Source organism: Saccharothrix deserti (assembly GCF_009769385.1).
GTDB classification, from domain to species: Bacteria; Actinomycetota; Actinomycetes; order Mycobacteriales; family Pseudonocardiaceae; genus Actinosynnema; species Actinosynnema deserti.
Map to the genome: position 1 here is coordinate 160,350 of NZ_VKAB01000012.1, position 22,926 is coordinate 183,275.

At 69.9% G+C, this 22,926-nt stretch carries 26 protein-coding genes and 1 tRNA gene; 13 read left to right on the forward strand and 14 right to left on the reverse strand.

Annotated elements, in window-relative coordinates; all coding sequences use genetic code 11:
- Positions 1-123: 123 nt before the first annotated feature.
- Positions 124-1,611: a flavin-containing monooxygenase gene (locus FM051_RS22365; protein WP_158846448.1), complete on the reverse strand. Its 1,488-nt coding sequence runs from the start codon at positions 1,609-1,611 to the stop codon at positions 124-126.
- An 86-nt stretch (positions 1,612-1,697) separates the two neighbouring features.
- On the opposite strand from FM051_RS22365, the gene FM051_RS22370 reads away from it, so the two are divergent.
- A complete protein-coding gene (locus FM051_RS22370; protein WP_238412569.1) occupies positions 1,698-2,306 on the forward strand; it encodes a TetR/AcrR family transcriptional regulator in 609 nt (202 codons plus the stop codon).
- 32 nt (positions 2,307-2,338) lie between these two features.
- Here FM051_RS22370 and FM051_RS22375 read toward each other — a convergent pair whose 3' ends face one another.
- On the reverse strand, positions 2,339-2,965 hold the full coding sequence (locus FM051_RS22375) for an LPXTG cell wall anchor domain-containing protein (protein WP_158846450.1): 627 nt from the start codon (positions 2,963-2,965) through the stop codon (positions 2,339-2,341).
- A gap of 346 nt (positions 2,966-3,311) precedes the next feature.
- Between FM051_RS22375 and FM051_RS22380 the strand changes: the two genes are divergently transcribed.
- The gene (locus FM051_RS22380; RefSeq protein ID WP_158846451.1) at positions 3,312-3,617 is read left to right on the forward strand and encodes a hypothetical protein; all 306 of its coding nucleotides are present in this window, start codon (positions 3,312-3,314) and stop codon (positions 3,615-3,617) included.
- A gap of 54 nt (positions 3,618-3,671) precedes the next feature.
- On the forward strand, positions 3,672-4,286 hold the full coding sequence (locus FM051_RS22385) for a TetR/AcrR family transcriptional regulator (protein ID WP_158846453.1): 615 nt from the start codon (positions 3,672-3,674) through the stop codon (positions 4,284-4,286).
- Position 4,287: 1 nt separating this feature from the next.
- Here FM051_RS22385 and FM051_RS22390 read toward each other — a convergent pair whose 3' ends face one another.
- Complete coding sequence (locus tag FM051_RS22390) at positions 4,288-4,509, reverse strand: DUF3618 domain-containing protein (protein ID WP_033438423.1); 222 nt, start codon at positions 4,507-4,509, stop codon at positions 4,288-4,290.
- A 115-nt stretch (positions 4,510-4,624) separates the two neighbouring features.
- On the opposite strand from FM051_RS22390, the gene FM051_RS22395 reads away from it, so the two are divergent.
- Complete coding sequence (locus tag FM051_RS22395) at positions 4,625-5,068, forward strand: hypothetical protein (RefSeq protein WP_158846455.1); 444 nt, start codon at positions 4,625-4,627, stop codon at positions 5,066-5,068.
- A tRNA-Leu gene (locus tag FM051_RS22400) sits at positions 5,059-5,132 on the forward strand. Before FM051_RS22395 ends, FM051_RS22400 begins: the two co-directional genes overlap by 10 nt.
- A gap of 39 nt (positions 5,133-5,171) precedes the next feature.
- Here the strand turns inward: FM051_RS22400 and FM051_RS22405 are convergent.
- A complete protein-coding gene (locus FM051_RS22405; protein ID WP_158846457.1) occupies positions 5,172-6,122 on the reverse strand; it encodes a CobW family GTP-binding protein in 951 nt (316 codons plus the stop codon).
- A gap of 462 nt (positions 6,123-6,584) precedes the next feature.
- Between FM051_RS22405 and FM051_RS22410 the strand changes: the two genes are divergently transcribed.
- On the forward strand, positions 6,585-7,223 hold the full coding sequence (locus tag FM051_RS22410; protein WP_158846459.1) for a DedA family protein: 639 nt from the start codon (positions 6,585-6,587) through the stop codon (positions 7,221-7,223).
- Here FM051_RS22410 and FM051_RS22415 read toward each other — a convergent pair.
- Together FM051_RS22415 and FM051_RS22420 are read right to left on the reverse strand one after the other, a co-directional pair.
- Positions 7,208-7,846: a response regulator transcription factor gene (locus tag FM051_RS22415; RefSeq protein WP_158846461.1), complete on the reverse strand. Its 639-nt coding sequence runs from the start codon at positions 7,844-7,846 to the stop codon at positions 7,208-7,210. The genes FM051_RS22410 and FM051_RS22415 overlap by 16 nt on opposite strands.
- On the reverse strand, positions 7,837-8,910 hold the full coding sequence (locus FM051_RS22420; RefSeq protein WP_158846463.1) for a sensor histidine kinase: 1,074 nt from the start codon (positions 8,908-8,910) through the stop codon (positions 7,837-7,839). Before FM051_RS22420 ends, FM051_RS22415 begins: the two co-directional genes overlap by 10 nt.
- 67 nt (positions 8,911-8,977) lie before the next feature.
- Here FM051_RS22420 and FM051_RS22425 point away from each other — a divergent pair, with 67 nt between their 5' ends.
- On the forward strand, positions 8,978-10,300 hold the full coding sequence (locus tag FM051_RS22425; RefSeq protein ID WP_158846465.1) for a styrene monooxygenase/indole monooxygenase family protein: 1,323 nt from the start codon (positions 8,978-8,980) through the stop codon (positions 10,298-10,300).
- On the opposite strand, the gene FM051_RS22430 is transcribed toward FM051_RS22425, so the two are convergent.
- Entirely contained in the window at positions 10,266-11,303 is a 1,038-nt protein-coding gene (locus tag FM051_RS22430) for an FAD-dependent oxidoreductase (protein WP_158846467.1), read from the reverse strand. The genes FM051_RS22425 and FM051_RS22430 overlap by 35 nt on opposite strands.
- 99 nt (positions 11,304-11,402) lie before the next feature.
- On the opposite strand from FM051_RS22430, the gene FM051_RS22435 reads away from it, so the two are divergent.
- From FM051_RS22435 to FM051_RS22450, 4 genes are all read left to right on the forward strand, one after another.
- On the forward strand, positions 11,403-12,446 hold the full coding sequence (locus FM051_RS22435) for an LLM class flavin-dependent oxidoreductase (RefSeq protein WP_158846469.1): 1,044 nt from the start codon (positions 11,403-11,405) through the stop codon (positions 12,444-12,446).
- Between the two features lie 288 nt (positions 12,447-12,734).
- Complete coding sequence (locus FM051_RS22440) at positions 12,735-13,265, forward strand: hypothetical protein (protein WP_158846471.1); 531 nt, start codon at positions 12,735-12,737, stop codon at positions 13,263-13,265.
- 47 nt (positions 13,266-13,312) lie between these two features.
- Positions 13,313-13,786 (forward strand): thioredoxin-dependent thiol peroxidase, encoded by a 474-nt coding sequence (gene bcp / locus FM051_RS22445; protein WP_158846473.1) that lies wholly within the window; start codon positions 13,313-13,315, stop codon positions 13,784-13,786.
- An 81-nt stretch (positions 13,787-13,867) separates the two neighbouring features.
- Positions 13,868-16,627, forward strand: coding sequence for an NACHT domain-containing protein (locus tag FM051_RS22450; protein ID WP_420803616.1), 2,760 nt, complete (start codon positions 13,868-13,870; stop codon positions 16,625-16,627).
- On the opposite strand, the gene rdgB is transcribed toward FM051_RS22450, so the two are convergent.
- Complete coding sequence (gene rdgB, locus FM051_RS22455; RefSeq protein WP_158846477.1) at positions 16,618-17,223, reverse strand: RdgB/HAM1 family non-canonical purine NTP pyrophosphatase; 606 nt, start codon at positions 17,221-17,223, stop codon at positions 16,618-16,620. The genes FM051_RS22450 and rdgB overlap by 10 nt on opposite strands.
- A complete protein-coding gene (gene rph / locus FM051_RS22460) occupies positions 17,220-17,984 on the reverse strand; it encodes a ribonuclease PH (RefSeq protein WP_158846479.1) in 765 nt (254 codons plus the stop codon). Before rph ends, rdgB begins: the two co-directional genes overlap by 4 nt.
- Before the next feature lie 54 nt (positions 17,985-18,038).
- Between rph and FM051_RS22465 the strand changes: the two genes are divergently transcribed.
- Positions 18,039-18,557, forward strand: coding sequence for a DUF2231 domain-containing protein (locus FM051_RS22465; protein ID WP_158846481.1), 519 nt, complete (start codon positions 18,039-18,041; stop codon positions 18,555-18,557).
- A gap of 137 nt (positions 18,558-18,694) precedes the next feature.
- On the opposite strand, the gene FM051_RS22470 is transcribed toward FM051_RS22465, so the two are convergent.
- Genes FM051_RS22470 through FM051_RS22490 form a run of 5 tightly spaced genes read right to left on the reverse strand, consistent with a single transcriptional unit; the run spans position 18,695 to position 21,908 of the window.
- A complete protein-coding gene (locus FM051_RS22470; RefSeq protein WP_238412570.1) occupies positions 18,695-19,096 on the reverse strand; it encodes an OsmC family protein in 402 nt (133 codons plus the stop codon).
- Between the two features lie 10 nt (positions 19,097-19,106).
- Complete coding sequence (locus tag FM051_RS22475; protein ID WP_158846485.1) at positions 19,107-19,610, reverse strand: hemerythrin domain-containing protein; 504 nt, start codon at positions 19,608-19,610, stop codon at positions 19,107-19,109.
- On the reverse strand, positions 19,600-20,412 hold the full coding sequence (locus FM051_RS22480; RefSeq protein WP_158846487.1) for an MBL fold metallo-hydrolase: 813 nt from the start codon (positions 20,410-20,412) through the stop codon (positions 19,600-19,602). Before FM051_RS22480 ends, FM051_RS22475 begins: the two co-directional genes overlap by 11 nt.
- Before the next feature lie 18 nt (positions 20,413-20,430).
- On the reverse strand, positions 20,431-21,228 hold the full coding sequence (gene murI, locus FM051_RS22485) for a glutamate racemase (protein ID WP_158846489.1): 798 nt from the start codon (positions 21,226-21,228) through the stop codon (positions 20,431-20,433).
- Entirely contained in the window at positions 21,225-21,908 is a 684-nt protein-coding gene (locus FM051_RS22490) for a rhomboid family intramembrane serine protease (RefSeq protein WP_420803617.1), read from the reverse strand. Before FM051_RS22490 ends, murI begins: the two co-directional genes overlap by 4 nt.
- Before the next feature lie 132 nt (positions 21,909-22,040).
- Between FM051_RS22490 and FM051_RS22495 the strand changes: the two genes are divergently transcribed.
- On the forward strand, positions 22,041-22,886 hold the full coding sequence (locus FM051_RS22495) for an SMP-30/gluconolactonase/LRE family protein (RefSeq protein ID WP_338019491.1): 846 nt from the start codon (positions 22,041-22,043) through the stop codon (positions 22,884-22,886).
- Positions 22,887-22,926 lie beyond the last annotated feature (40 nt).

Genomic DNA, 22,926 nt, shown 5'->3' on the forward strand with positions numbered 1-22,926 from the left:
GAGCGTTGAATTCACCCGTTCCGAACGCAGGACTCTCGCAACCTGAACGTAGGACTCACGCGAGAGTCCTACGTTCAGAGCGCGAGAGTCGTACCTCCAGGTGGGGTGAATTCAACACTCGGGTCAGGCTGGGACTCGGGTGCGGCGGGCTCGGGTCAGGGTGTAGTCCTCAGCGCGCACGGTCTTGGTGCGCATCCAGTAACACCACGTGAAGCCGGGCCACACGGTCCGGTTGACGCCCTGCGCGTCGAGGTACCAGCTCTTGCACCCGCCCTCGGTCCACACGCCCTTGGTCAGCTTGCGCTGCAACCGGCGGTTGAAGCGCGCCTGGACGTCGGGGCGCACGTCGAGCTCGTCGGCCTGGTGCCGGTCGAGCAGTTCCAGGCACTGGCGGACGTACCGGATCTGCGACTCGATCATGAACACCACCGAGTTGTGCCCCAGGCCGGTGTTCGGGCCGAGCAGGAAGAACAGGTTCGGGAAGCCCGAGACGGTGATGCCGTAGTAGGTCTCGATGCCCTTCTCGCGCCACTGCTTCGCCAGGTCGACCCCGCCCTTGCCGGTGACGTCCAGGTAGTCGAACGAGTCGACCACGTGGAACCCGGTGCCGTAGATGATCACGTCGACCTCGTGCTCGACGCCCGCCCGGTCCACGACGCTATTCGCCCGCACCTCGGCGATGCCGTCCGTCACCAGGTCCACGTTCGGCTTGTTCAACGTCGGGTAGTAGTCGTTGCTGATCAGCACCCGCTTGCAGCCCATGGTGTAGTCGGGCGTCAGCTTGGCCCGCAACGCCTCGTCCTCGACCTGGGCGCGCATGTGCCGCTTGGCGATGGTCTGCGCGAACTCCATGATCTTCGGGTTCACCGCGAACCCCAGCGCGCTCGACTCCCGCACCCAGTACACGAAGTTCCGGTACAGCCGCTGGGTGATGGGCAACGCCCGGAAGAGCCTCTGCTCCCACGTGGTGATGGCCCGGTCGATCTTGGGCATGATCCACGGCGGCGTGCGCTGGAACAACGTCAGCCGCGCGACGTCGTCGGCGATCCGCGGCACGAACTGGATCGCGCTCGCGCCGGTGCCGACCACGGCGACCTTCTTGCCCTTGAGGTCGTAATCGTGGTCCCACTCGGCGGAGTGGAACGTCTTGCCCTTGAACGCGCCGATGCCCGGCAAGGCCGGGATGTTCGGGATGTGCAGCGCGCCGACGCCCGCCACCACGGACTTCGCGGTGTACGTGTCACCGTTCTCGGTGGTGACGTGCCAGACCTTCTCGTCCTCGTCCCAACGGGCGCCGCTCACCTTGCTGTTGAACCGGATGTGCTCGCGCAGCCCGTACTTCTCGGCCACCCGCTTGAGGTAGTCCCAGATCTCCGGCTGCCGGGCGAACATGCGCGACCAGCGCGGGTTCAGCTCGAACGAGAACGAGTACATGTGCGACGGGACGTCACAGGCGCAGCCGGGGTACGAGTTGTCCCGCCAGGTGCCACCGAGGTCGCCGGCCTTCTCCAGCACGACGAAGTCGCGTTCCCCGGTGCGCTTCAGCTCGATCGCCATGCCGAGGCCGGAGAAGCCCGTGCCGACGACCAGGACTTCGACCTCTCGGTGCATACCCGTCCTCCAACGTCCGACTACATACTCCCGAGTAGGTTACTCGAAGTAAGTTACCTTCGGTAGCCTCCGGTAGGCTCGACTTCGTGACCTCCACCGAGCCGCGCCGTCGGCGCATGCCGAAGGCCCAGCGCATGGCGCAGATGCTCGACATCGCCGAGGGGGTCTTCGCCGAACGCGGGTACCAGGCGGCGTCCATGGACGAGATCGCCGAACAGGTCGGGGTGTCCAAGCCGATGCTCTACGAGTACTTCGGCTCCAAGGAGGGCCTGCTCATCGCGTGCATCCACCGGGCGCGAACGGAACTGCTCGAACGCACGCACCGCGCCTTCACCGGCGTGGAAGGGCCGGAAGAGGCGATGCGGCACGGCCTGATGGCGTTCTTCGAGTTCATCGCCGAGCACAAGCAGTCGTGGGCGTTGCTGCGACAGGAGGCCGCGATCACCGTGCCGTCGACCGTGACGGAGGTCGAGGGGATCCGGCGGCAGCAGACCGACCTGATCGCCGCCGTGATCGCGAGCTTCGAGTCCGGTGTGGACCCGGTCGAGGCCGAGGCGTTCGCGGAGATCATCGTGGGGTCGGCCGAACGGTTGGCGCTGTGGTGCGAGGGCAGGCCCGACGTGGGGCCCGAGCAGGCGACCGGGTACATCATGGAGGTCGTGTGGCGTGGCATGGCGAGCCGGCTCACGCCTTGAGCGTCATGGCGCGGTGGGGACCGGCGGCACGGTCAGGCGCGGCGTCGGCGGGCGAACAGCAGCAGCACCGCGCCGGCGAGCAGCACGCCCAGGCCGCCGATGCCGGTCCACAGCGGAGTGGCGCCCGTGTTGGCCAGCGCGTTGTTCGCGGACGAGACGCGCCGCGCGGGTAGTGCACCGCCGGGCACGGTGGTCTTGGTGAACGCGGCGGTGGTCGTGGTGGTCGTGGTGGCCGAGGTGCCGGAGACGCGCGTGGTGGTGGACGTCGCGGACGTGCCGGAGACGCCGGTCGTCGTGGTGGTCGTTGCGGTGGTCGACGTGGTGCCGCCGGTCGACGGCGTCGTGGTCGTCGTGTAGGTCGGCTTCGTCGTCGTGATGTGCGGCGGCTTCGTCGTGGTGTGAGGCTTCGTCGTCGTGGTGTGAGGCTTCGTCGTGGTCGTGTACGTCGGCTTGGTCGTGGTGGTCCTCGGTGGCGTCGTGGTGTGACACGGAGGTTCACCACGGTATTTGCACACGTCACCCCGGCCTTGGTTGCCCCACACCCCCGGGATGTCCGACGCCGGGAACGGCACCGGCCACGGCGGATCGGCCAACGCCACGCCGGGCACCACCAACAACCCGAACGCCAGGCACACGGCAGCGGTCGTTCGACGATTCATCAGGACCTCCCAGGGGTCAAAGGTGTTGATCCGAATGGCCCATCGAACACCCGCAGCTCCGCGTTACCGAACATGTACGGTGCGTGCACAACCACCGGGTACGCCATCCGAGCGACATGACCGACCTGCGGAAACGCGACGGCGTGCCTGGACAGCCCGCCAGGTGCCCCCGCGTTTTTCACCCCGACGGGCTACGAGGATTCCGTCCGCCAGGTGTCGCGGATCGCCGCCGAACACGAGCCGGTTTCGCACTACCCGGCGGCCGGTCACTCGTTAGAAGGAAGAAAGACGTATCCGGGCCGAATCGCCGGTCAGATGGGTAGTACGACGGACGAAAGGCCGAGGTATGTCCACACTCCCCATCACCGCGAACTACCGGCGCGACGGCGACGATTGGGCGGTTTCCGTGCTCGCTGACGGCAGGCGACTCGACGCGACGGCACCGGGCCTGATCGCGGCCAGACTCGCGGCCGACCAACTGGTGGACGAGATCGCGGTCGGGCGCACCGACCGTGCTGTCGTGCACCTGCTGAACGGCGACGCGTTCGCGTTCTCGGTGGCCTACCTGCACACCCGCGCGGGCCTCGTGCCACCACCCGCAACGGGTGAAACCGAAGCGAGCGCCACTCATGAGCAGGTGATCGAGGCCTGATTCCGGGCGCCCCGGCCTAGGATGTCCGGCCAAAGGCGACAGGAGAGCACAAAGATGGCCACACCGGTGTACAGCGGGTCGACACGGACCCCGCAGCGAGGCAGACCGAGGGACGCCAGCCGGGACGACGCGTTGCGCCAAGCCGCGCTGGAGGTGATGGCCGAGGTCGGCTACCGGGCGTTGACGATGGACGCCGTCGCGGCACGCGCCCGTGCGGGCAAGGCGACGATCTACCGGCGGTGGGAGTCCAAGCTCGACCTGGTGATCGACACGTGCACCCAGCTGGCGCAGCAGAACCTGGCCGAGCCGGACACCGGCTCGCTCGGCGGCGACCTGCGCGAGTTCCTCAGCGCGTTCGCCGCGTTCCTGTCCGGCCCGATCGGCAAGGCGGCGCAGGCGCTGGTCGGCGAGCTGCCGCACGAGCCGGAACTGGCCACGGCGTTCCGCGAGACGTTCCTCATCGCCCAGCGCGACGTGCTGCGCCGCATCCTGGAGCGCGCCGAGGAACGCGGCGAACTGCGCCAGGACGCGCCGCGCGGCATGGCGGTCGAACTCGCGGGCGCGGCGCTGATCTACCGGTTGATGCTCACCGGGGATCCGCTGGACCTCGCCTTCGTGGACCGCGTGGTGGATCAGGTGCTGCTGCCCCTCGTCGCCAAGGGGCAGTAGGTCACCGGAAGAGCTTGCGCAGCAAGGCGAACCCGACGAGCACGGCCACCGCGATCAGCGAGTACCGGATCTTGGGTTCGTCGAGCTTCGCGCGCACGCTCTCCTTGCCGGACTCGACGAAACGCTGGGGATTCGCCCTGGTCCCCAGCTCGTCCAGGGTCACGGCCAGCGCGTCGCGAGCCTGCTCGATCTCGCGCTGGATGGTGTCGGGATCGCGGGCCACATCTCCTCCTAGCTGCGGTCTGGGCACAACCGTAGATCAGACGCCGGTACGACGTTGACCGGACCGGCCGGTCAATGGTTCTATAACGCTGTTTCCATTCAAGGGGAGGAGCGTCATGGCCGCCATCCGGTTGTCCCTCGCGTCCCGTCGACTGGCGGGCATCCTGTTGCTGAGCCTGGTCGGCGTCGAGTTCGGCGGTCGGTTCATGACCACCGTGGTGCAGGGCGAGGTGGAGCTGACCGAGTTCCAGCAGTCGTTCTTCCGCGCCGGGCACGCCCACGCCGGTGTGCTGCTGGTCCTGGGCCTCGTGTGCCTGCTCTACGCCGACGTGGCGAACCTGCGCGGCCCGCTCGGGTGGGTCACCCGGCTGGGTGTGCCGGTCGCCGCGATCTTCATGCCGGCCGGCTTCTTCCTGTCCGCGCTCGGTGAGGGCGCGACCAGGGCCAACGGCCTGATCGTGCTGCTCTACGCCGGTGCGCTGAGCCTGGCGGCGGGCGTGGCGTCCCTCGGCATCGGCCTGTTGAGGCCTGCCGATAAGCTGGCGGCGACGGGCTCGTAGCCCAATTGGCAGAGGCACACGGTTTAGGTCCGTGCCAGTGAGAGTTCGAGTCTCTCCGAGCCCACGTCGCCGGTGGCCCTCGGCGTTCGTCGCCGAGGGCCGCTCATGCCGTGTAGCGCAGGACTTCCAGCATCGACTGCGGGTCCACCGAGGACGGGTCCGGTTCGACGCAGGCGGCCAGCTCGGCGCGGATCGCGTCGACGTCCAGGCCCGTGCCGATCAGCACCAGCTCGGTGCGCCGGGGTCCCTGCCACGCCGAGCGTTCGAACCGCAGGAACGCGCCGACGGTGTGCAGGCCGAACCGCTGCCGGTGACCGGGCACGTCGAACCGCACGAAGCCCTTGATCCGGTACAGGCCCTTCGGTCGGGTGTCGAGGAACGCCATGAGCCGCACCGGGTTCATGGCTTCCCCGGTGAACTCGACGCTGTCGTAGTGCACGTGGTCGTGCTCTTCTTCCAGCAGGTCTTCGAAGGACAGCTGGCCGATCTGTTCACGCGGCCGTGGGTCGAACAGCAGGGCGGGGTCGACGCGGCCGAACGTCGACAGGACCACGGGCACGCCCGGCTTGAGCCGGTCGATCTCCGCGGCCAACGCCGTCGGGTCGTCGACGCGGTCGACCTTGTTCAGCACCACCAGGTCCGCCACGCGCAGGTGCTTGGCCAGGTCGTCCGGGAACTCCGCCGCGTCGACCAGCAGGACCAGGCCGCCGTAGGTCAGGCGCGGGTTCTCACTGGCGAGCACCATGCGTGCCATGGCCTGGGGTTCGGCGAGGCCGCTGGCCTCGATCACGATGACGTCGACCAGTGAGTCGAGCTTGGCCAGCATCTCGTCGAGTTCGGTGACGTCGACCGCGCAGCACAGGCACCCGTTGCTGAGGGAGACCGTGGAGTCGACCTGTCCGGCCACGCTCATCGCGTCGATGCCGATGGCGCCGAAGTCGTTGACCACCACGCCGACCCGGGTGCCGCGGCTGCCGCTGAGGAGGTGGTTGAGCAGCGTGGTCTTGCCGGAGCCGAGGAACCCCGCGACCACGATCACCGGGATCCGTTTCACGTCGACCGATCCTAGTGGTTTCCGCAGGTCGCTTGTTCTGAGTGTTGAATTCGGGGTTCCTGAACGTAGGACACACCCAACTTGAACGTAGGACACACGCGCTCTGAATGTAGGACACACGCGGTCTGAACGTAGGACTCTCGCGGTCTGGGGGTTCGACTCTCGGGTGGGTCAGGGGTGCGTGAGGGTGATGTGAGTGGGTCGGCGAGGTCCGGGTATTCCACAACCGAGGCCGCACAGCGCTCACGAGGGAGGAAGTCGTCGAACTGACGCCGAACCGGCGGGTGGGCCACGTCCTGCTGTCGGGTCTCGCCATTCGCGACTACCAGGCGTTCATCGACCTCGCGCCGGACGGCGACGCGCCCGGTAATGCCCGGCAAGAGGCAGCACTGAGGTTTTCCACACCCCGGTGTGCGGTCGGCTTCATGGTGGTCGCCTCGGCGCGTTCGTAACGTGGAGATCATGGATGTCGTCTCGTGGGTCACCGACCTGATGGAAACGCTCGGCGCACCCGGCGCCGGGATCGCGATCGCGCTGGAGAACCTGTTCCCGCCCCTGCCCAGCGAGCTGTTCCTGCCGCTGGCCGGTTTCACCGCCAGCCAGGGCGGGATGAGCCTGATCGCCGCGATCCTGTGGACCACCACCGGGTCGGTCGCCGGCGCGATCACGCTGTACTACGTCGGCGCGGTGCTGGGCCGTGACCGGATCAGGGCGATCGCGCGGCGGATGCCGTTGGTGAAGGTGTCCGATGTGGACCGCAGCGAGGAGTGGTTCGCCCGGCACGGCAAGGCGACGGTCTTCTTCGGCCGGATGGTGCCGATCTTCCGCAGCCTCATCTCCATCCCGGCGGGCGTGGAGCGCATGCCGTTGCCGGGGTTCGTGCTGCTGACGGCGGCGGGCAGCCTGATCTGGAACACCGCGCTGATCCTCGCCGGGTACGTCCTGGGCGCGAACTACCACCTGGTCGAGCAGTACATGGGGATCGTGTCGAAGGTCGTGCTGGGCTTGGTGGTGCTGGCCGTGGGGTGGTTCGTGGTGTCACGGCTCACCGGGAAGAAGGACGAGGACGAGGAGGCGGAACAGGCTCAAGCGCGCAGGTAGCGCAGGATCGCCAGCACCCGCCGGCTGTACCCGTCCACATCGGACAGACCGAGCTTGTCGAAGATCGAGTTGATGTGCTTCTCCACCGCGCTGCGCGACACGTGCAGCCGGGACGCGATCGCGTTGTTCGTGTGCCCCTCGGCCATGTGCGCCAGCACCTGCCGTTCCCGCTCGGTGAGCACGTCCAACGGGTGGCTGGTGCGGGCCAGCAGCCGCCGCACCACCTCCGGGTCGAACGCGACGTCACCGTCGCCGACGCGGCGCAGCGCGTCCAGGAACTCCTCCACCTGGACCACCCGGTCCTTCAGCAGGTAGCCGACGCCGTCGGCGTGCTCGGTGAGCAGGTCGACGGCGTAGCGCTGCTCGACGTACTGCGACAGCACCAGCACGCCGACCTCCGGGAACCGCCGGCGGATCTCCAACGCGGCCTTCATGCCCTCGTCGGAGTTCGTCGGCGGCATCCGCACGTCGGTCACCACGACGTCCGGCCGGTGCGCCGCCACCGCGCTGATCAGGGCTTCCGCGTCGCCGACGGCCGCCAGCACGTCGTGGCCCTCCTCGACCAGCAGCCGCACCAGGCCCTCGCGCAGCAACGTCGAGTCCTCGGCCAGGATCACCCGCACGGGACCTCCGCGGTGATCACCGTGGGACCGCCTGCCGGGCTGGTCACGTCGAACGCGCCGTCCAGCGCGAGCACCCGCCGTGAGAGGCCGGCCAGCCCCCCGCCCTTCGGGTCCGCTCCCCCGACGCCGTCGTCGACGACCCGCACGCGCACCGCGCCCGCGTCCTCGGTGATGTCCACGCCGATCATGGTCGCACCCGAGTGCTTGGCGGCGTTCGTCACCGCCTCGCACACCACGAAGTACACCGCCGTCTCCACCTGCGGTGGGGCGTCGAGCGGCGCGCACGTGATCCGCACCGGGATCGCGGACCGGTCCGCCACCGCCTCCAGCGCCTCGACCAGGCCCAACGAGTCCAACGCCGCCGGGTACACCCGCCAGGCGACCTCCCGCAGGTCCTCCAGCACGTGCCGGGACTCCTCGTGCGCCTGGGCCAGCAGGGTGTCGACGTGCTCGGGGTTGCGCCGGGCGCGGCCGAGCAGCATGCCCAGCGCGACCAACCGCTGCTGCACGCCGTCGTGCAGGTCGCGTTCGATGCGCCGGCGCTCGGCGTCCACGGCCGCCACGATGCCCGCCCGGCTGGACGCCAACTCGTCGATGCGCAGGCGCAGCAGCTCGGCTTCGCTCGGGCCCAGCCACCGCCGGGCGACCTTCCCCTCCAGCGCGACCACGCCGATGATGCCCTGGATCTCGATGTACAGCAGGACGACGCCCACCGCGCCGGTCCACGCGAACTCGACCCAGTCGTCCGCCCGGTCCAAGCCGTCCGCGATCCCCCCGTTGAACAGCCGGACCGCGATCACCCCGGCCATCGCCAGCCCGTAGAACAGCCAGGCCAGCACGAACCCGCCGAACAGGCCGACCGGCGCGCGGACGGCCAAGTAGCGCACGGCCTGCGCACGCGTCGGCTCGGCGCTGTCCACCCCGAGGAACGACCGCAGCCGCCGCCGTTCGAGCCGGGCCACCGCGACGGCGGCCTTCCGGGCGAACACCACCACGAGCAGGTCCGCCAGCGCCGTCAGGAAGCCGAGCAGAAGTCCGACAACGACGCGCAACCCCCTGTGCACGCGGTCGAGGCTAGTCGACCCGATCGCACTATTGGCGAGCGCGCAAACCTCTGCGAAGGATCTTCAGGTGGGCACAATCGCGGTCGTTGGCGCAGGCCAAGCGGGTGTGGTCTTATCGGCGGCACTGTTACGGGCCGGTTGGCGGGTATCGCTCTACTCCGACCGGACGGCCGACGACCTCCTCTCCGACCGCGGCAGACCGACCGCCTGCCTCTTCGGCGACCAGGTCGAATACGAGGCTGAGCTGGGCCTCGACTTCTGGCCCGAGGCGTCCCGGATGCGGCGCATCCACCTGGACCTGTTCACAGACGACGGCGCGGTGGCGTTCTCCGTCGACGCGCCGCTGCGCAAGCCCGCGTTGGCGGTCGACCAGCGGCTGAAGTTCTCCTCCGGTCTTCGGGAACTCGAAGCGCGCGGCGCGTCGGTGGTCATCGGCGCGGTGTCGGTGGACGACCTGGAACGGCTGGCCGCGACGCACGACCTGGTGGTCGTCACGGCCGGGCGCAAGTCGCTCACCGGCCTGTTCGAGCGGGACCCGGTGCGGTCGGTGCACTCCGAGCCGCAGCGCAGGCTGTTCATGATCAACATCCACGGCTACGACATGGCGGCCCGCCCCGAGCACCGGGAAGGGGTGTTCTCGTTCCTGCCGGGCACCGTGGAGATGTTCTGGGTCCCGTTCCACGACAAGGACGTCGGCGAGTCGCGCAGCATCGTGGTGGAGGCCGCGCCGGGCGGCCGGGCGGACCGGTTCCGCGACGTGACCACGGCCGACGAGGGGCTGGACGTGCTCAAGGCCGTGGTGGACGAGCTGCTGCCGCACGAGTCGGCGTTCCTGCGACCCGCGCGGCCGACCAGCCCGGTGACGTGGATCAAGGGCGAGATCGTGCCGGTGGTGCGCAAACCGGTGGCCGTGCTGCCGTCCGGTCGGCACGTGCTCGGCCTCGGTGACGCGGTCGTGCTCAACGACCCGCTGGCCGGCCAGGGCGCGAACAACGCCACTCGGATGGCCCGGTTCTTCGCCGACGAGCTGACCGCGCACGGCGGGCCGTTCACCGCCTCGTGGCTGACCGGGCGGTTCGACGAGTGGTGGGCGAACGGGCGCTACGCCAACGACTTCTCCAACGGGCTGCTGGCGCCGCTCACCGACGCGCAGAAGAACGTGATGATCGCCGCGGCGCACCGGGAGGACATCGCGGAGCAGCTGTGGGAGGGGTTCAACGACCCGTCGTCGCTGTTCCCGTGGTTCTTCGACGCGGCGGCCACGCGGGAGTTCCTGTCGCGGCGCAACGTCGGGCGGCTCGACGTGCTGCGGTACAAGCTCAACGTCGGCGCGGGGTTGCTGGCCCAAAAGGTGCTCAGGCGGCCTGTCGGCGGGACAGCAACTCCTTGATCTCCTTCGCCGCCGCACGGCCCGCACGCGTGGCGCCGACCGTGCTGGCGGACGGTCCGTAGCCGACGAGGTGCACGCGCGGGTCGTCGACGACCCTGGTGCCGTCGAGCCGGATACCGCCGCCGGGCGCACGCAGGTGCAGCGGGGCCAGGTGGTCGAGGGCGGCGCGGAACCCGGTCGCCCACACGATCGCGTCGACCTCCTCGTGCCTGCCGTCGGGCCAGACCACGCCGTCCTCGGTGATCCGCTCGAACATCGGCCGACGGTCGAGGACCCCGGTCTTGAGGGCTTCGCGGACAGTCGGCGTGAGGCTCAGGCCGGTCACGCTGACCACGCTGCGGGGCGGCAGGCCCTGGCGGACGCGTTCCTCCACCTTGGCGACCACGGCACGGCCCAGTTCGGGCGTGAACGGCTCGTCGGAGAACTCCGGCTCACGGCGGGTCACCCACGTCGTGGTGGCGTGGCGCGCGATCTCCAGCAACTGCTGGACCGCGGACGTGCCGCCGCCGACCACGACCACGTGCTGCCCGGCGAACTCCTCCGGGCCCCGGTACTGCGACGAGTGCAGCTGGCGGCCCCGGAACAGCTCCTGGCCGGGGTAGCGGGGCCAGAACGGGCGCGTCCACGTGCCGGTGGCGTTGACCAGGGCGTCCGCCTCCCAGACACCGCGATCGGTCTCGACGCGCAGCAGGCCGCCGTCGTCGCGGACGGCGTGCACACGCACCGGGCGTTGCACCGCGATGCCGCTGCGGCGCTCGAAGTCGGCGAAGTAGGCGGGCAGCACCTCGTTGGCGGGCGCGGTCGGGTCCGGTTCGGCGAACGGCATGCCCGGCAGGTCGTGGATGCCGTGCACGGTGGCCATCCGCAGCGTCGGCCAGCGGTGCCGCCACGCGCCGCCCGGCCCGGCGTCGGCGTCCAGCACGACGTGGTCGAGGTTCGCGCGCTTGAGGAAGTAGGCCGCGGACAACCCCGCCTGACCAGCACCGATGACCACCACGTCCATACCCCGACCAACACCGCGTTGCCCGGGGCGCTTCCCCGGGTGATCGTTGCGCCGGTCACACCCGGAAGGCATCGGGGATCGCCCGCGTTGATCCCCGACATGAGCCGACTTCGTGATGTGCCGCTGTCCGCACTCGACCTCGCCACGGTCACCACGGCGACGGACGCGCGAACAGCCCTCCGGTACACACGCGAGCTTGCCCAACACGTCGAACAGCTCGGCTTCACCCGGTTCTGGCTGGCCGAGCACCACAACATGCCCGGTGTCGCCAGCTCCTCCCCCGCGATCCTCATCGGCCACGTCGCCGACGCCACCACCACGCTCCGGGTCGGCTCCGGCGGCGTGATGCTGCCCAACCACCCGCCGCTGGTGGTGGCCGAGCAGTTCGGCACGCTGTCCGCCCTGCACCCCGGCCGCATCGACCTCGGCATCGGCCGCGCGCCCGGCACCGACCAGCGCACCGCGCAGGCGTTGCGCCGCACCACCGGCCCGTTGTCGGTGGACGACTTCCCGCAGCAGCTCAGCGAGCTGACCGGGTACTTCAACGGCACCGAAGAGCTGAACGCGATGCCGGCCGAGGGCAACAAGCCGGACGTGTTCCTGCTCGGGTCCAGCGGCTACAGCGCGCAGGTCGCCGGTCTGCTCGGGCTGCCGTTCGCGTTCGCCCACCACTTCAGCGCCGAGAACACGCTGCCCGCGCTGGCCCTGTACCGCGAGCGGTTCCGGCCGTCGGAACGGCTGAGCGAACCGTACGCGCTGGTCTGCGCGTCGGTGATCGTCGCGGACACCGACGAGCACGCCCAGCGGATCGCCGGTCCGGGCGCGCTCGCGTTCGTCAAGCTGCGCAGCGGGCGGCCCGCTCCGCTGGCCACCGACCAGGAGGCCGCCGACTACCCGTTCAACGATGTCGAGCGGCTGATCTTCGAGGACCGGCTGGCGTCGCAGATCATCGGATCGCCGAAGACGGTCGAGGCGGAGCTGGAGCGGTTGCTGGAGGACACGAAGGCCGATGAGCTGATGGTGACGACGATGGTCGCCGAGCAGGCGGACCGCCTCCGTTCGTATGAACTCCTCGCGGACATCGCGCAGCGTTCAGCCGTTCAGGGTTCATCCAAACGAGTGAAGACCGAAGTAGAGGTGTAGCGGTTGGCGCACCGACAGCGATGATCAGAGTGGAGCGCGCACGCCCCCCGACGCGCTCCCCAACTTCCGGGCGGATCACCCGCCCGATCGCTCGGCCGCCGTCGACCCGCGTGGGCGCCGCCCGGTGTGGCGCTGCCCACGTGGGCAGCCGTGCGTCATCACGGCTTGGCCACAGGCAGGCACCAGGTGCGAATCAAGGCCCTGGTTCGGTCCCCGAGCACCCCCCGACACCGTCATGGTGGTGGCAGTCGCAGTCAAGCCCACCGCCGGGGCGGGAAGGGGAGGTTCGTGAAGATCGCCAGACTGGCCGCCGGCGTCTGCCTCGGCCTGGCCATGGCGGGATGTGCGGACCGCTCCGACATTTCCACGCCGACGGCCCCGTCCGCGGTGGTCGAACAAGGTGCCGACGCGTCCTCCGCGTCGGCGTTCACCGCGTTCGGCACGCAGCGGGTGTGGGCCAACGGCATGGCGGTCACGGTGTCGCCGCCCAGCTCGCTCAAGCCGAGTGACACGTCGTTCCCGCAATCGCCGCGCACCGCGGTGTTCACCCTGACCCTGGTCAACGGCACCAAGACCGCCTACCGCACCAGCCAACTCGCCGTGCGCGCGGTGGTCGACGGCGTGCCGGCGGCCGAGGTGCGCGACTCGGTGCAGGGCCTGAACGGGATAGCGGCCGCCGTCACGGAGGTGGCGCCGGGTGCGGAGACCGTGCTGACGCTGGCGTTCGCCGTGCCCGCCGATCCGGTGCGGCTGCAACTCGTGATCGAGCCGAACGGCACCAACCAGGAGCCGACCGCGACGTTCGAGGGCATCGCCTGACCCGGTGACGCCGGCTTTGTCGGGGTCGGGTTGTAGCGTCTGGGTCCATGACCGAGCAGAAGCGCCTGGCACCGGGCGACAAGGCCCCGGCGTTCACGCTGCCCGACAGCGAGGGCAAGCCCGTCTCGCTTTCCGACTACCTCGGCCGCTCCGTGGTCGTCTACTTCTACCCGGCCGCGGGCACGCCGGGCTGCACGAAGCAGGCGTGCGACTTCCGCGACAGCATCGGCGACCTCGCGGCCTCGGGCTACGAGGTCGTCGGCATCTCGCCGGACAAGCCGGAGAAGCTGGCCAAGTTCGCCGCGGCGGAGGGCCTGAACTTCCCCCTGCTGTCCGACGTGGACCGCACCGTGCTGGCCGAGTGGAGCGCGTTCGGGGAGAAGCAGAACTACGGCAAGACCGTCATGGGCGTGATCCGCTCGACGTTCCTGGTCGACCCCCAGGGCAAGATCAAGAAGGCCCTGTACAACGTCCGCGCGACCGGCCACGTGGCCAAGCTGCTGCGCGAACTGCCCGCCTGATCACCCTTCCGCCCGATTGCCGGGACGCCCTCCTCTGGTCGAGCCTGTCGCCGGGAGCACGGGGAGGGCGCCATCACGGGGTTGGAGGCGGCTGCGGCCAAGATCGGCCAAGCCGTGGCTCAGCACGCCGCGAAGTCGTGGCTGGAACGGCGGCGCAAGTCGCGCGACCGCACGGCGTCGTTGGCCGAGTTGGCCGCCGAGGAGCTGTCGTCGGTCCGCCAACGCGCCAAGCTCGACCACCTGATCACGGGCATCGGCCACCAGGTGGGCGACCAGCTCGAACCCCTGCTCGCGGCCAAGTTCGCGTCCTTGCCGGCGTTCGAGGTCAGGGCGGCGATGGACGCCGTGGTGGACGGCCTGGCCGAGCTGGACCTGTCCGACGAGGCACTGCTCGGCGGCGACGGCGACCCGGAGCTGCTGGCCCGCCGGGTGCGCGCCACCCTGGTCCGCGACGCCGGTCTCTCCGAGCAGGCGACCCGCCTGTACGAGATCGCGCTGGACCAGGCGTGCCGCTACCTGATCCAGGTGATCCGCCACCTGCCCGCGTTCCAGCCACGCGCTTTGGCCGAAGTGCTCAACCGCGCCTCGCTGCAGACAGCGATGCTGGAAGACGTCCTGTCGAGGCTGCCGCGCACCAGCCTGCACGCCCCGACCGGCACGGACACCGACGAGGAGTTCCGCGACGAGTACCTGCGCTACATCGCCGGCACCCTGGACCGCCTGGAACTCCTCGGCCTGACCATGCGCCACCGCCCGAAGCTGGCGTTGAGCGTCGCCTACCTGAGCCCGAGCGTCACCGGCGGGGTCCGCCGGACACCGGGATCGGGTGCGGACCGCTGGTTCGGCGGCGACCCGGACCAGGCGCGCGGCGGCTCGCTGCGGGTCGAGGCGGCCATCGGCGACGCCCACCGCACGCTGGTGCGTGGCGAGGCCGGATCGGGCAAGGTGCTGCTCGACCGGATGAGCCCGGACGACGTCCGGGTGTTCCTGCGGCGCTGGCACGAGGCCGCCCGGGACGCGGAATCCCTGCCGTGCGCGCCGGAAGACCTCCCCGAAGCCGAACGGCGACTGCTGCGCCAGTCGGGCAACCGACCGCACCTGCGGGCGTTGGCGGCCAGCCCACTGCTCTGCGCGATGCTGTGCGCGCTCAACCTCGGTCGGAGCTCGGAGCTGCCGCAAAGCCGGATGGAGCTGTACCGGGCGGCGTTGACGATGCTCCTGGACCTGCGCGACGCCGAACGCCAGATCACCGGGATGCTCACCGGAACCGAGAAGACGGTGCTGCTCCGCGACCTGGCGTGGCGGCTGATCCAGGGGAACCGGAGCGAGTTCCCCATCGCTCGGGCCACCGAGTTCGTGTCGCACAAGCTCCGCTCCGTGCCCGGAGTGGACCTCGGGGCCGATGCGGTGCTGACGCACCTGTTGGAACGCAGCGGAGTCCTCCGCGAACCGGTACCCGGACGGGTGGACTTCGTGCACCGCACGTTCCAGGAGTACCTGGCCGCGAGCGAGGCGACCGAGCTGGAACACGTGGAGACGTTGGCCGGCAACGCGCACCTCGACACGTGGCGCGAGACGATCGTCATGGCGTGCGGGCACGGGAAGCGTTCGCAGACGAAGGCGCTGCTCACCCAGATCCTCGACCGGGCCGACGACGAGCCCCCGTACGCCCGCCGGTTGCGGCTGCTGGCGGCGGCGTGCCTGGAGACGGTGACCGATGTGGACGCCGATGTGCACGAACGCATCGACACCGTGATCCGCGAACGGTTGGCGCCGCCGCGGAGCATGAAGGAGACCCGGTCACTCGCCTCACTCGGCCACCGGGTGCTGCGCTACCTGCCGGACACCCTCGACGGGCTCTCGGACGCCGCAGCCGCCGCGACCGTCCGTGCCGTCGCGCTCACCGGCAGCGCCGAGGCGATCCCCCGGCTGGCCCGGTACGCCCAGGACGGGCGCAAGGGCGTGCAGACCCAACTAGCGCAGGCGTGGGAGTACTTCGACCCGGAGCGCTACGCCAATGAGGTGCTGGCCGACGCACCTCTGGTCAACGGCTTGCTCAAGGTGGAAAACCATCGTTTCCTACCGCACGTGACCGCATTGCGGAACCTCGCGGAACTCCACGTGAGGCTGTCGCACGACAACCCCCAGCGTGATCTCCATTTCATCGAGAACGTTCCCCACGTCACCGAGCTCTGGGTACGAGTACCCGGAACCGTCGATCTTCGACCGCTTGTCCGGACAATCGTCGTTAAACCGCCTCTCGCTGCCCGATGCGGACGACTTCGACCACGTCGAGGCCCTTCGCAACCTGTCGAACCTCCGCGATCTGGACTGGCACCAGAACACCGGCACACGCGACCTGGGCTTCCTGCAACACCTACCCCACCTGATCTACCTGTCGTTCGACCGGATCGATCCGGCGGCCGAGGTCGACCGCATCGCCACGCTGGAGAACCTGCGGAAGCTGAGTTTCAACGGCTGGCCCGAGGGCATCAGCCTGGCACCTCTCGGCAGGCTGCCCGAGCTGGACGAAATCCGGTTCGCATGGCACACGTCTCCCGCGGTCCTGGACGGGATCGAAGAGCACCTGCCGAACCTGCGTCGGTTGGTCCTGGTCGGCCGCGTGATCAGCAACCTCGGCGCCATCGCTCGCCTCCACCACTTGCGAGAAGTCTTCCTCGGCACGTGGCAGCAGCCGGATCTGATCGACCTGCGCCCACTGCGCGACATGGCGGTGACGCTCCAGATGTCCCGATCAAGCCGCTACATCGGACTGGACGACCTGGGGCCGGGCGTCAAGATCCGCTATCACTCCTGAGCAAGATCCGCTATCACTCCTGAGCCAGTTCCCGCAGATGCGGGAGGAGGAGACGGAGGGCGCGGCCTCGGTGGGAGATTTCGTCCTTCTGGTCCGGGGTCAGCTCGGCCGACGTGACCTCGTGGCCCTCGGGACGGAAGATCGGGTCGTAGCCGAAGCCGTTCTCGCCGCGCGGCTCGCGGGTGATCGTGCCGCGCCACTCGCCGCGCACCACGGTCTCCGCGCCCGGACCTGCCACGAACGCCGCCGTGCACACGAACGCCGCGCCACGGCGCTCGTCCGGCACGTCCCGCAGCTGGCCGAGCACCAACTCCAGGTTGGCCTGGTCGTTGCCGTGCGCGCCGGACCAGCGGGCCGACAGCACACCCGGCATGCCGTTCAGGGCGTCGATCGAGATGCCCGAGTCGTCCGCGACCGACGGCAGGCCGGTGGCGTTGAACGCGTCCCGTGCCTTGGCCAGGGCGTTGCCCTCGAACGTCGGGTCGGTCTCCGGCGCCTCCGGGAACGGCGGCACGTCGTCCAGACCCAGCACCTCGATCCCGGCCAGCCCCTCGGCCAGCAGGATCCGGCGCAGCTCGCCGAGCTTCTTCTTGTTCCGCGACGCGAGCAGCAGCTTCACTTCTTCTTCGCCTTCGGCTCGGGCAGCACGCCGGGGTACGGCAGGGCCAGCGCCTCGGCCTGGCGCCGGTTGAGCTCCGCGCAACCCTCCAGGGCCACGTCGAGCATCTTGTCCAGCGTCGAGCGCGCGAACGTGGCGCCCTCGCCGGTGCCCTGGACCTCGATCAACGTGCCGGCGTCCGTCGCCACCACGTTCATGTCGACCTCGGCGCGCGAGTCCTCTTCGTACGGCAGGTCGAGGCGCACGCGTCCGTCCACGACGCCGACCGACACGGCCGACACGGCGCACGACAGCGGCTGGGGGTCGGCCAGGCGGCCGGCCGCGCCGAGCCACGTGACGGCGTCGGCCAGGGCCACGTACGCGCCGGTGATCGCGGCGGTCCGGGTGCCGCCGTCGGCCTGGATGACGTCGCAGTCGATCACGATCGTGTTCTCGCCGAGCGCGGCCAGGTCGATGCACGCGCGCAGCGACCGCCCGATCAGGCGGCTGATCTCGTGCGTGCGTCCCCCGATCCGGCCTTTCACCGACTCGCGGTCACTGCGGGTGTGCGTGGCGGACGGCAGCATCGCGTATTCGGCGGTCACCCAGCCGAGGCCGGAGCCGGAGCGCCACCGTGGCACGCCCTCGGTCACGCTGGCCGCGCACAGCACTCGGGTGTTGCCGAACTCGATCAGCACCGACCCGGCGGGCCACTGCTGGAAGCCGCGGGTGATCCGAATTTCGCGGAGTACGTCGTCGTTCCTGCCATCGGTCCTCAGCACGGCACTACCCTATGTCGCTGAACCCGGGAGCAACCCACCGGCGTAAGGAGAGACATGGCTTTCGCAAGCGACCTGGTGACGATCTTCGGTCTCCCAGCGCACCCGCTCCTGGTCCACGCCGTGGTGGTGTTGCTCCCGCTGGCCGCGGTGGGCGCGGCGGCGTTGGCCGTGGTGCCGCGCTGGCGGCAGAAGTACGCGTGGCCCCTGCTGGGCGTCACGCTGATGGGCGTCGGCTCCGTGCCGCTGGCCCAGTGGGCGGGAGACCAGCTGTACGCGCAGCTCGCCGCGCTGGAGAACCCGTTGATCCAGCGGCACGCGGACCTCGGCAACGACCTGCTGCCGTTCGCGCTGGGCTTCGGCGTGGTGGTCGTGGCGATGCTGGTCGCGGGCCGGCTCTCGGACCGCGAACGCACCGCCGCCGCCGAGGACTCGGCCGTGCCCAAGACGTGGCGCCGGATCGCCGTGGTCGTGGCGGTCCTGGTGATCGCCGCCGGCGCCGCCACAACCGTCCAGACCGTCCGCATCGGACACAGCGGCTCCACCGCAGTCTGGGACGGCGTAGGCACCAACTAACCCGTGTGTCCTACGTTCGGAACGCGTGTGTCCTACGTTCAGGTACCCCGAGTTCAACACTCACGTCAGTCGATCTTGTTCCGAACGTAGGACACACGCGGCGCGAACGTAGGACACACGCGGCGCGAACGTAGGACTCACGGGGTGGGGAGGGTTAGAGGGGTGCTGGGGGCGGCTTTCAGGGTGCGGGTCACGGTGCAGAGCTGGTCGATGGCGCGGCGCACCGCCGTTTCGAGAGCCGCGCGCTGGGCGTCGTCCAGCTGCGAGATGTCGTAGTCGAGCGACACCGGAACGGTGTCCAGCTCGTGCGCACCCGCAGGCCGCACGTCGTCCGCACGCGCCACCAGACCACCGTCGACCCGCCTGGTGATCAAGGTCTCCGCCGTCACGGCCGCACAACCCGCCGCAGCCGCGAGCAGCAGCTCAACGGGCGTGAACGACCCCTCGGCACCCTTGCGGCCGACGCGCACCGAGGCGCCCCGGTCATTCGTGGCCACGAAATCGTGCTGACCGACCAGACGCACCTCGACGTTCGACACGCCATCGACGTTAGTCGATCCGGTCCTCGGTAGCGGCGGCGATCTTGCGCACATACGCGATGTCACCGCAGTCGTCGTCCAACCGGTCCTTGCGGATCTCCACGAACAGCCGGCCCAGCTCGTCGCGCCGCGAGTCGGACACCTCCTGCCGCGCGTCGTTGAGGATCGTGCGCTCCTCCTCGTCCACGTGGTGGTTGAGCGCCTGGACCAGCTCCTCCAGCTTGCTCTCCCACTCGTCGGACTGGGTGTCGCCGACCTCCATCAACGCCAGCAGCGCCTGATGCCCCTCCGCGTGCTCCTCGGCGCCGTGGTCGACCTCGGCGTTGTCGACCTCCTTGTACCGCTTGAGCGCCGGGTACACCTCGGCCTCCTCGGCCTCGGCGTGCGCGACGAGCAGCGCGGCCAACTCGGCCAACAACGTCGACCGGTCGGAGTTCCGGTCGCGCAGGCCGCGGAACAGTTCCTCGAACCTGCGGTGGTCCGCCAGGATCAGCTCGACGACATCAGTTGCCATGGCCGCCGATTACCCGGACCACCGGCTCGTCAACCACGTACGTGCCGCCCTGGTCGACCACCTCCACCGGCCCGGTGAACTGGCTGCGCGCCTCGGCCAGCACGGCGTCCCGATCGGTCCACGGCGCGATGTGGGTCAGCAGCAACCGCCCGACACCGGCCTCCGCCGCCACCCGTCCCGCCTGCACGCCGGACAGGTGCTTGCCGGTCGGCCGGTCGTCGGCGTGCGTCCACGTCGCCTCGGACAGCAGCACGTCCACGCCCTCCGCCAACGTCCGCAACGCGTCGCACGGCCCCGTGTCACCCGTGTACGCGAGCGTCGCGCCCTTGGTGGCTATGCGGAACCCGTACGCCTCGGCGGGGTGGTCGACCCGGACGGCGGTGATCTCGAACGGCCCGATACGGGTCACCGCATCCTCGCTCAGCATGTGGAACTCGAACACGTCGGACAGGTCGGTGGTGAGCAGTTCCTCGGCGGTCTCCGCGTAGGCGCGGGCTAACCGGTCCGCGGTCTCGGACGGCCCGTGCACGGGCAGCCTGCGTTCCCGCGTGTCGTACGGCGGGTGCGTGTGGTAGCGGCGGGTCACGGCCAGCGTGGTGAAGTCGCCGCAGTGGTCCGGGTGCAGGTGGGAGAACAGCAGGGCGTCCAACGAGAACAGGTCGTGGCGCGCCTGGAGCGAGGCCAGCACACCGCTGCCCAGTTCGATCGCGAGCCGGCAGCCATCCGCCTCGACGAGGTAGCCGGATGCGGGCCCGTGCGGTCCCGGCAGGCTGCCCGAGCAGCCGAGGATGGTCAACAGCACCCGTGGAAGCGTGCCAGGTCAACCGTGGGCTTGGAAGGACGCCTTTTCCAAGCCGGGCAGGAATCGGCGGGCGAGCCTGGTGAACGGCTCCACCGGACCGGTACAGCTGAACCGCTGGTCAGGGTCGCCGGTGCGGAACAGGTCCTGCTCCGTCAGCACCCTGACGACGTCCTTGACGGTCTCCTCGGCGCTGGAGACGAGTGCCACCCGGTCGCCCATGACGATCTGCAGCACGCCGGTCAGCAACGGGTAGTGCGTGCAGCCGAGGACCAGGGTGTCGACTTCGGCGCGCTGCAACGGTTCCAGGTAGGCCTGGGCGAGGCCGAGGACCTGGCGGCCGGAGGTGATGCCGCGTTCCACGAAGTCCACGAACCTCGGGCACGGGACCGCGGTGACCTCGATGTCGCGGGCGGCGGCGAACGCATCCTGGTACGCGCCGGACGTGACGGTGCCCAGCGTGCCGATGACGCCGACCTTGCCGGTGCGGGTGGTGGCGACGGCCCGGCGCACGGCGGGCAGCACGACCTCGACCACCGGGATGTCGTAACGCTCACGGGCGTCGCGCAGGCACGCCGCGGAGGCCGTGTTGCAGGCGATGACCAGCAGCTTCGCGCCGTCGGCGACCAGCCGGTCGGTGACTTCGAGGGCGAACTTGCGCGCCTGGGCGATGGGCAGCGGGCCGTACGGGCAGTTGGCCGTGTCGCCGACGTACCGGATGCGTTCGCCGGGCAGCTGGTCCATGATCGCCCGTGCGACGGTCAACCCGCCGACGCCGGAGTCGAAGATCCCGATGGGCGAATCGGCGGTAACGGTCACGCGTTGAGCGTAGTACCGGCGTTCTTCCTGGCATCTCGGGCGACGCCCCAAGCCGCGAGGACACCGCCGAGCGCGCCGAACAGGTGGCCTTCCCACGAGATGCCGGGCTGGCCGGGCAGCACGCCCCACAGCGCCGCGCCGTACATCGCGAAGACGACGACGGCCAGCACGATCTGGAGGGGACTGCGCGCGAAGATGCCGCGCACCAGCAGGAAGACCAGGAAGCCGAAGACGAGGCCGGACGCGCCGATGTGGCTGCCGTACGCGCCGAAGATCCACACACCCAGGCCGCTGGTCAGCCAGATGACGGCGGTGATCTGGAAGAACTGCTTGATCCCGCCCGAGGTCGCCAGGTAGGCGAGGACGAGCAGCGGCACCGCGTTGCCGGTCAGGTGCGTCCAGTCGCCGTGCAGGAACGGGAACCAGATGATGTTGTCCCACTCGGAGAAGTCCCGCGGGATCACGCCGTCGTCGTTCAGCCGGCCGCCGAGGACGGTGTCGATGCCCTCGACCACGTAGAGCAGGCCGACGAAGCCGAGCACGACCACGGCCGACAGCACGGGCCTGGGCGGCACGACGCGCTTGGCCAACGGCTTGGCGGGCCTGGCCGGCTTCGGCGGCTTGGGCGCGCCGACCACCGGCTCGGGCGTCGGTGAGGCGAAGGGGCCGGTGGGGTCCACAGCTCCAGGCTACGCGTCGATCAGGGCGTCGAGCGGTGAGTTCGCGGTGATCAGAGGGGTGACTCGTGGTGCCCGAACCGACGACCCGCGGGATAGGGGTTGAGGCCCCGCGGGTAACCGTAGGCTGTGCCGGTGTCGATCGAAGTGGCGGTGCGGGCCGAAGCGGCGCTGGGTGAGGCCCCCACGTGGGACCACGCCAGCGGAACACTGCTCTGGGTGGACATCCTCGGCAGCGAGGTGCACCGCTACAACCCGTCGCGTGACGACGACGCGGTCCTCGAAGTGCCGCAGCACGTCGGTGCGGCGAAGCCCCGGTCCAGCGGTGGTCTGGTGGTGAACCTGCGCGACGGCGTGGCCCTGATCGACCGGGACGGGGCCAAGACGTGGCTCGTCTACTGGGCGCGGGACGGCGTGCGGGGCAACGACGCGGCGGTCGACCCGGCGGGTCGGCTGTGGGCGGGGACGATGCGCTACGACGAGGAGCCGGGTGGCTGGCTGGCGCGCGTGGAGCCCAGCGGTGACGCGAAGGTCGTGCTGGACAAGGTGAGCGTGAGCAACGGCATCGGCTGGAGCCCCGACGCCACGCGCATGTACTACGTCGACTCGGCGGAACGGCGGATCGACGTCCTCGACTTCGACCGCGACACCGGTGAGGCGACGCACCGCCGTCCGCTGGCCGAGGTGCAGCGGGGGCTGCCGGACGGCCTCACGGTGGACTCGTCCGGGGCGATCTGGGTCGCGTTGTGGGGTGGGGCGGCGGTGCACCGGTACACGCCGGACGGCGAGTTGGACATGGAGATCGAACTCCCGGTGGGCCAGCCGACGGCGTGCTGCTTCGGCGGCATCGACTTCACCGACCTCTACGTGACGACCGCTCGCGTCGGGTTGAGCGAGGGCGCGTTGAGCGAGTTGGCCGGTTCGGTCCTGGTGATCCCGGGCGTGGGCGAAGGCCTGCCGTCCACCGCGTTCGCGGGCTGACCACCCGTCCTGAACGCAGGACACACGCGAGAGTCGAACG

Bases quoted from the DNA above. Each gene is read 5' to 3' on its own strand.
- FM051_RS22465 (WP_158846481.1), top strand. From the start codon at position 18,039: ATGGCTTTCGCAAGCGACCTGGTGACGATCTTCGGTCTCCCAGCGCAC.
- FM051_RS22385 (WP_158846453.1), top strand. From the start codon at position 3,672: ATGGCCACACCGGTGTACAGCGGGTCGACACGGACCCCGCAGCGAGGC.
- FM051_RS22365 (WP_158846448.1), bottom strand. From the start codon at position 1,611: ATGCACCGAGAGGTCGAAGTCCTGGTCGTCGGCACGGGCTTCTCCGGC.
- FM051_RS22380 (WP_158846451.1), top strand. From the start codon at position 3,312: ATGTCCACACTCCCCATCACCGCGAACTACCGGCGCGACGGCGACGAT.
- FM051_RS22410 (WP_158846459.1), top strand. From the start codon at position 6,585: ATGGATGTCGTCTCGTGGGTCACCGACCTGATGGAAACGCTCGGCGCA.
- bcp (WP_158846473.1), top strand. From the start codon at position 13,313: ATGACCGAGCAGAAGCGCCTGGCACCGGGCGACAAGGCCCCGGCGTTC.
- FM051_RS22435 (WP_158846469.1), top strand. From the start codon at position 11,403: ATGAGCCGACTTCGTGATGTGCCGCTGTCCGCACTCGACCTCGCCACG.
- FM051_RS22375 (WP_158846450.1), bottom strand. From the start codon at position 2,965: ATGAATCGTCGAACGACCGCTGCCGTGTGCCTGGCGTTCGGGTTGTTG.
- FM051_RS22430 (WP_158846467.1), bottom strand. From the start codon at position 11,303: ATGGACGTGGTGGTCATCGGTGCTGGTCAGGCGGGGTTGTCCGCGGCC.
- FM051_RS22475 (WP_158846485.1), bottom strand. From the start codon at position 19,610: ATGGCAACTGATGTCGTCGAGCTGATCCTGGCGGACCACCGCAGGTTC.
- FM051_RS22395 (WP_158846455.1), top strand. From the start codon at position 4,625: ATGGCCGCCATCCGGTTGTCCCTCGCGTCCCGTCGACTGGCGGGCATC.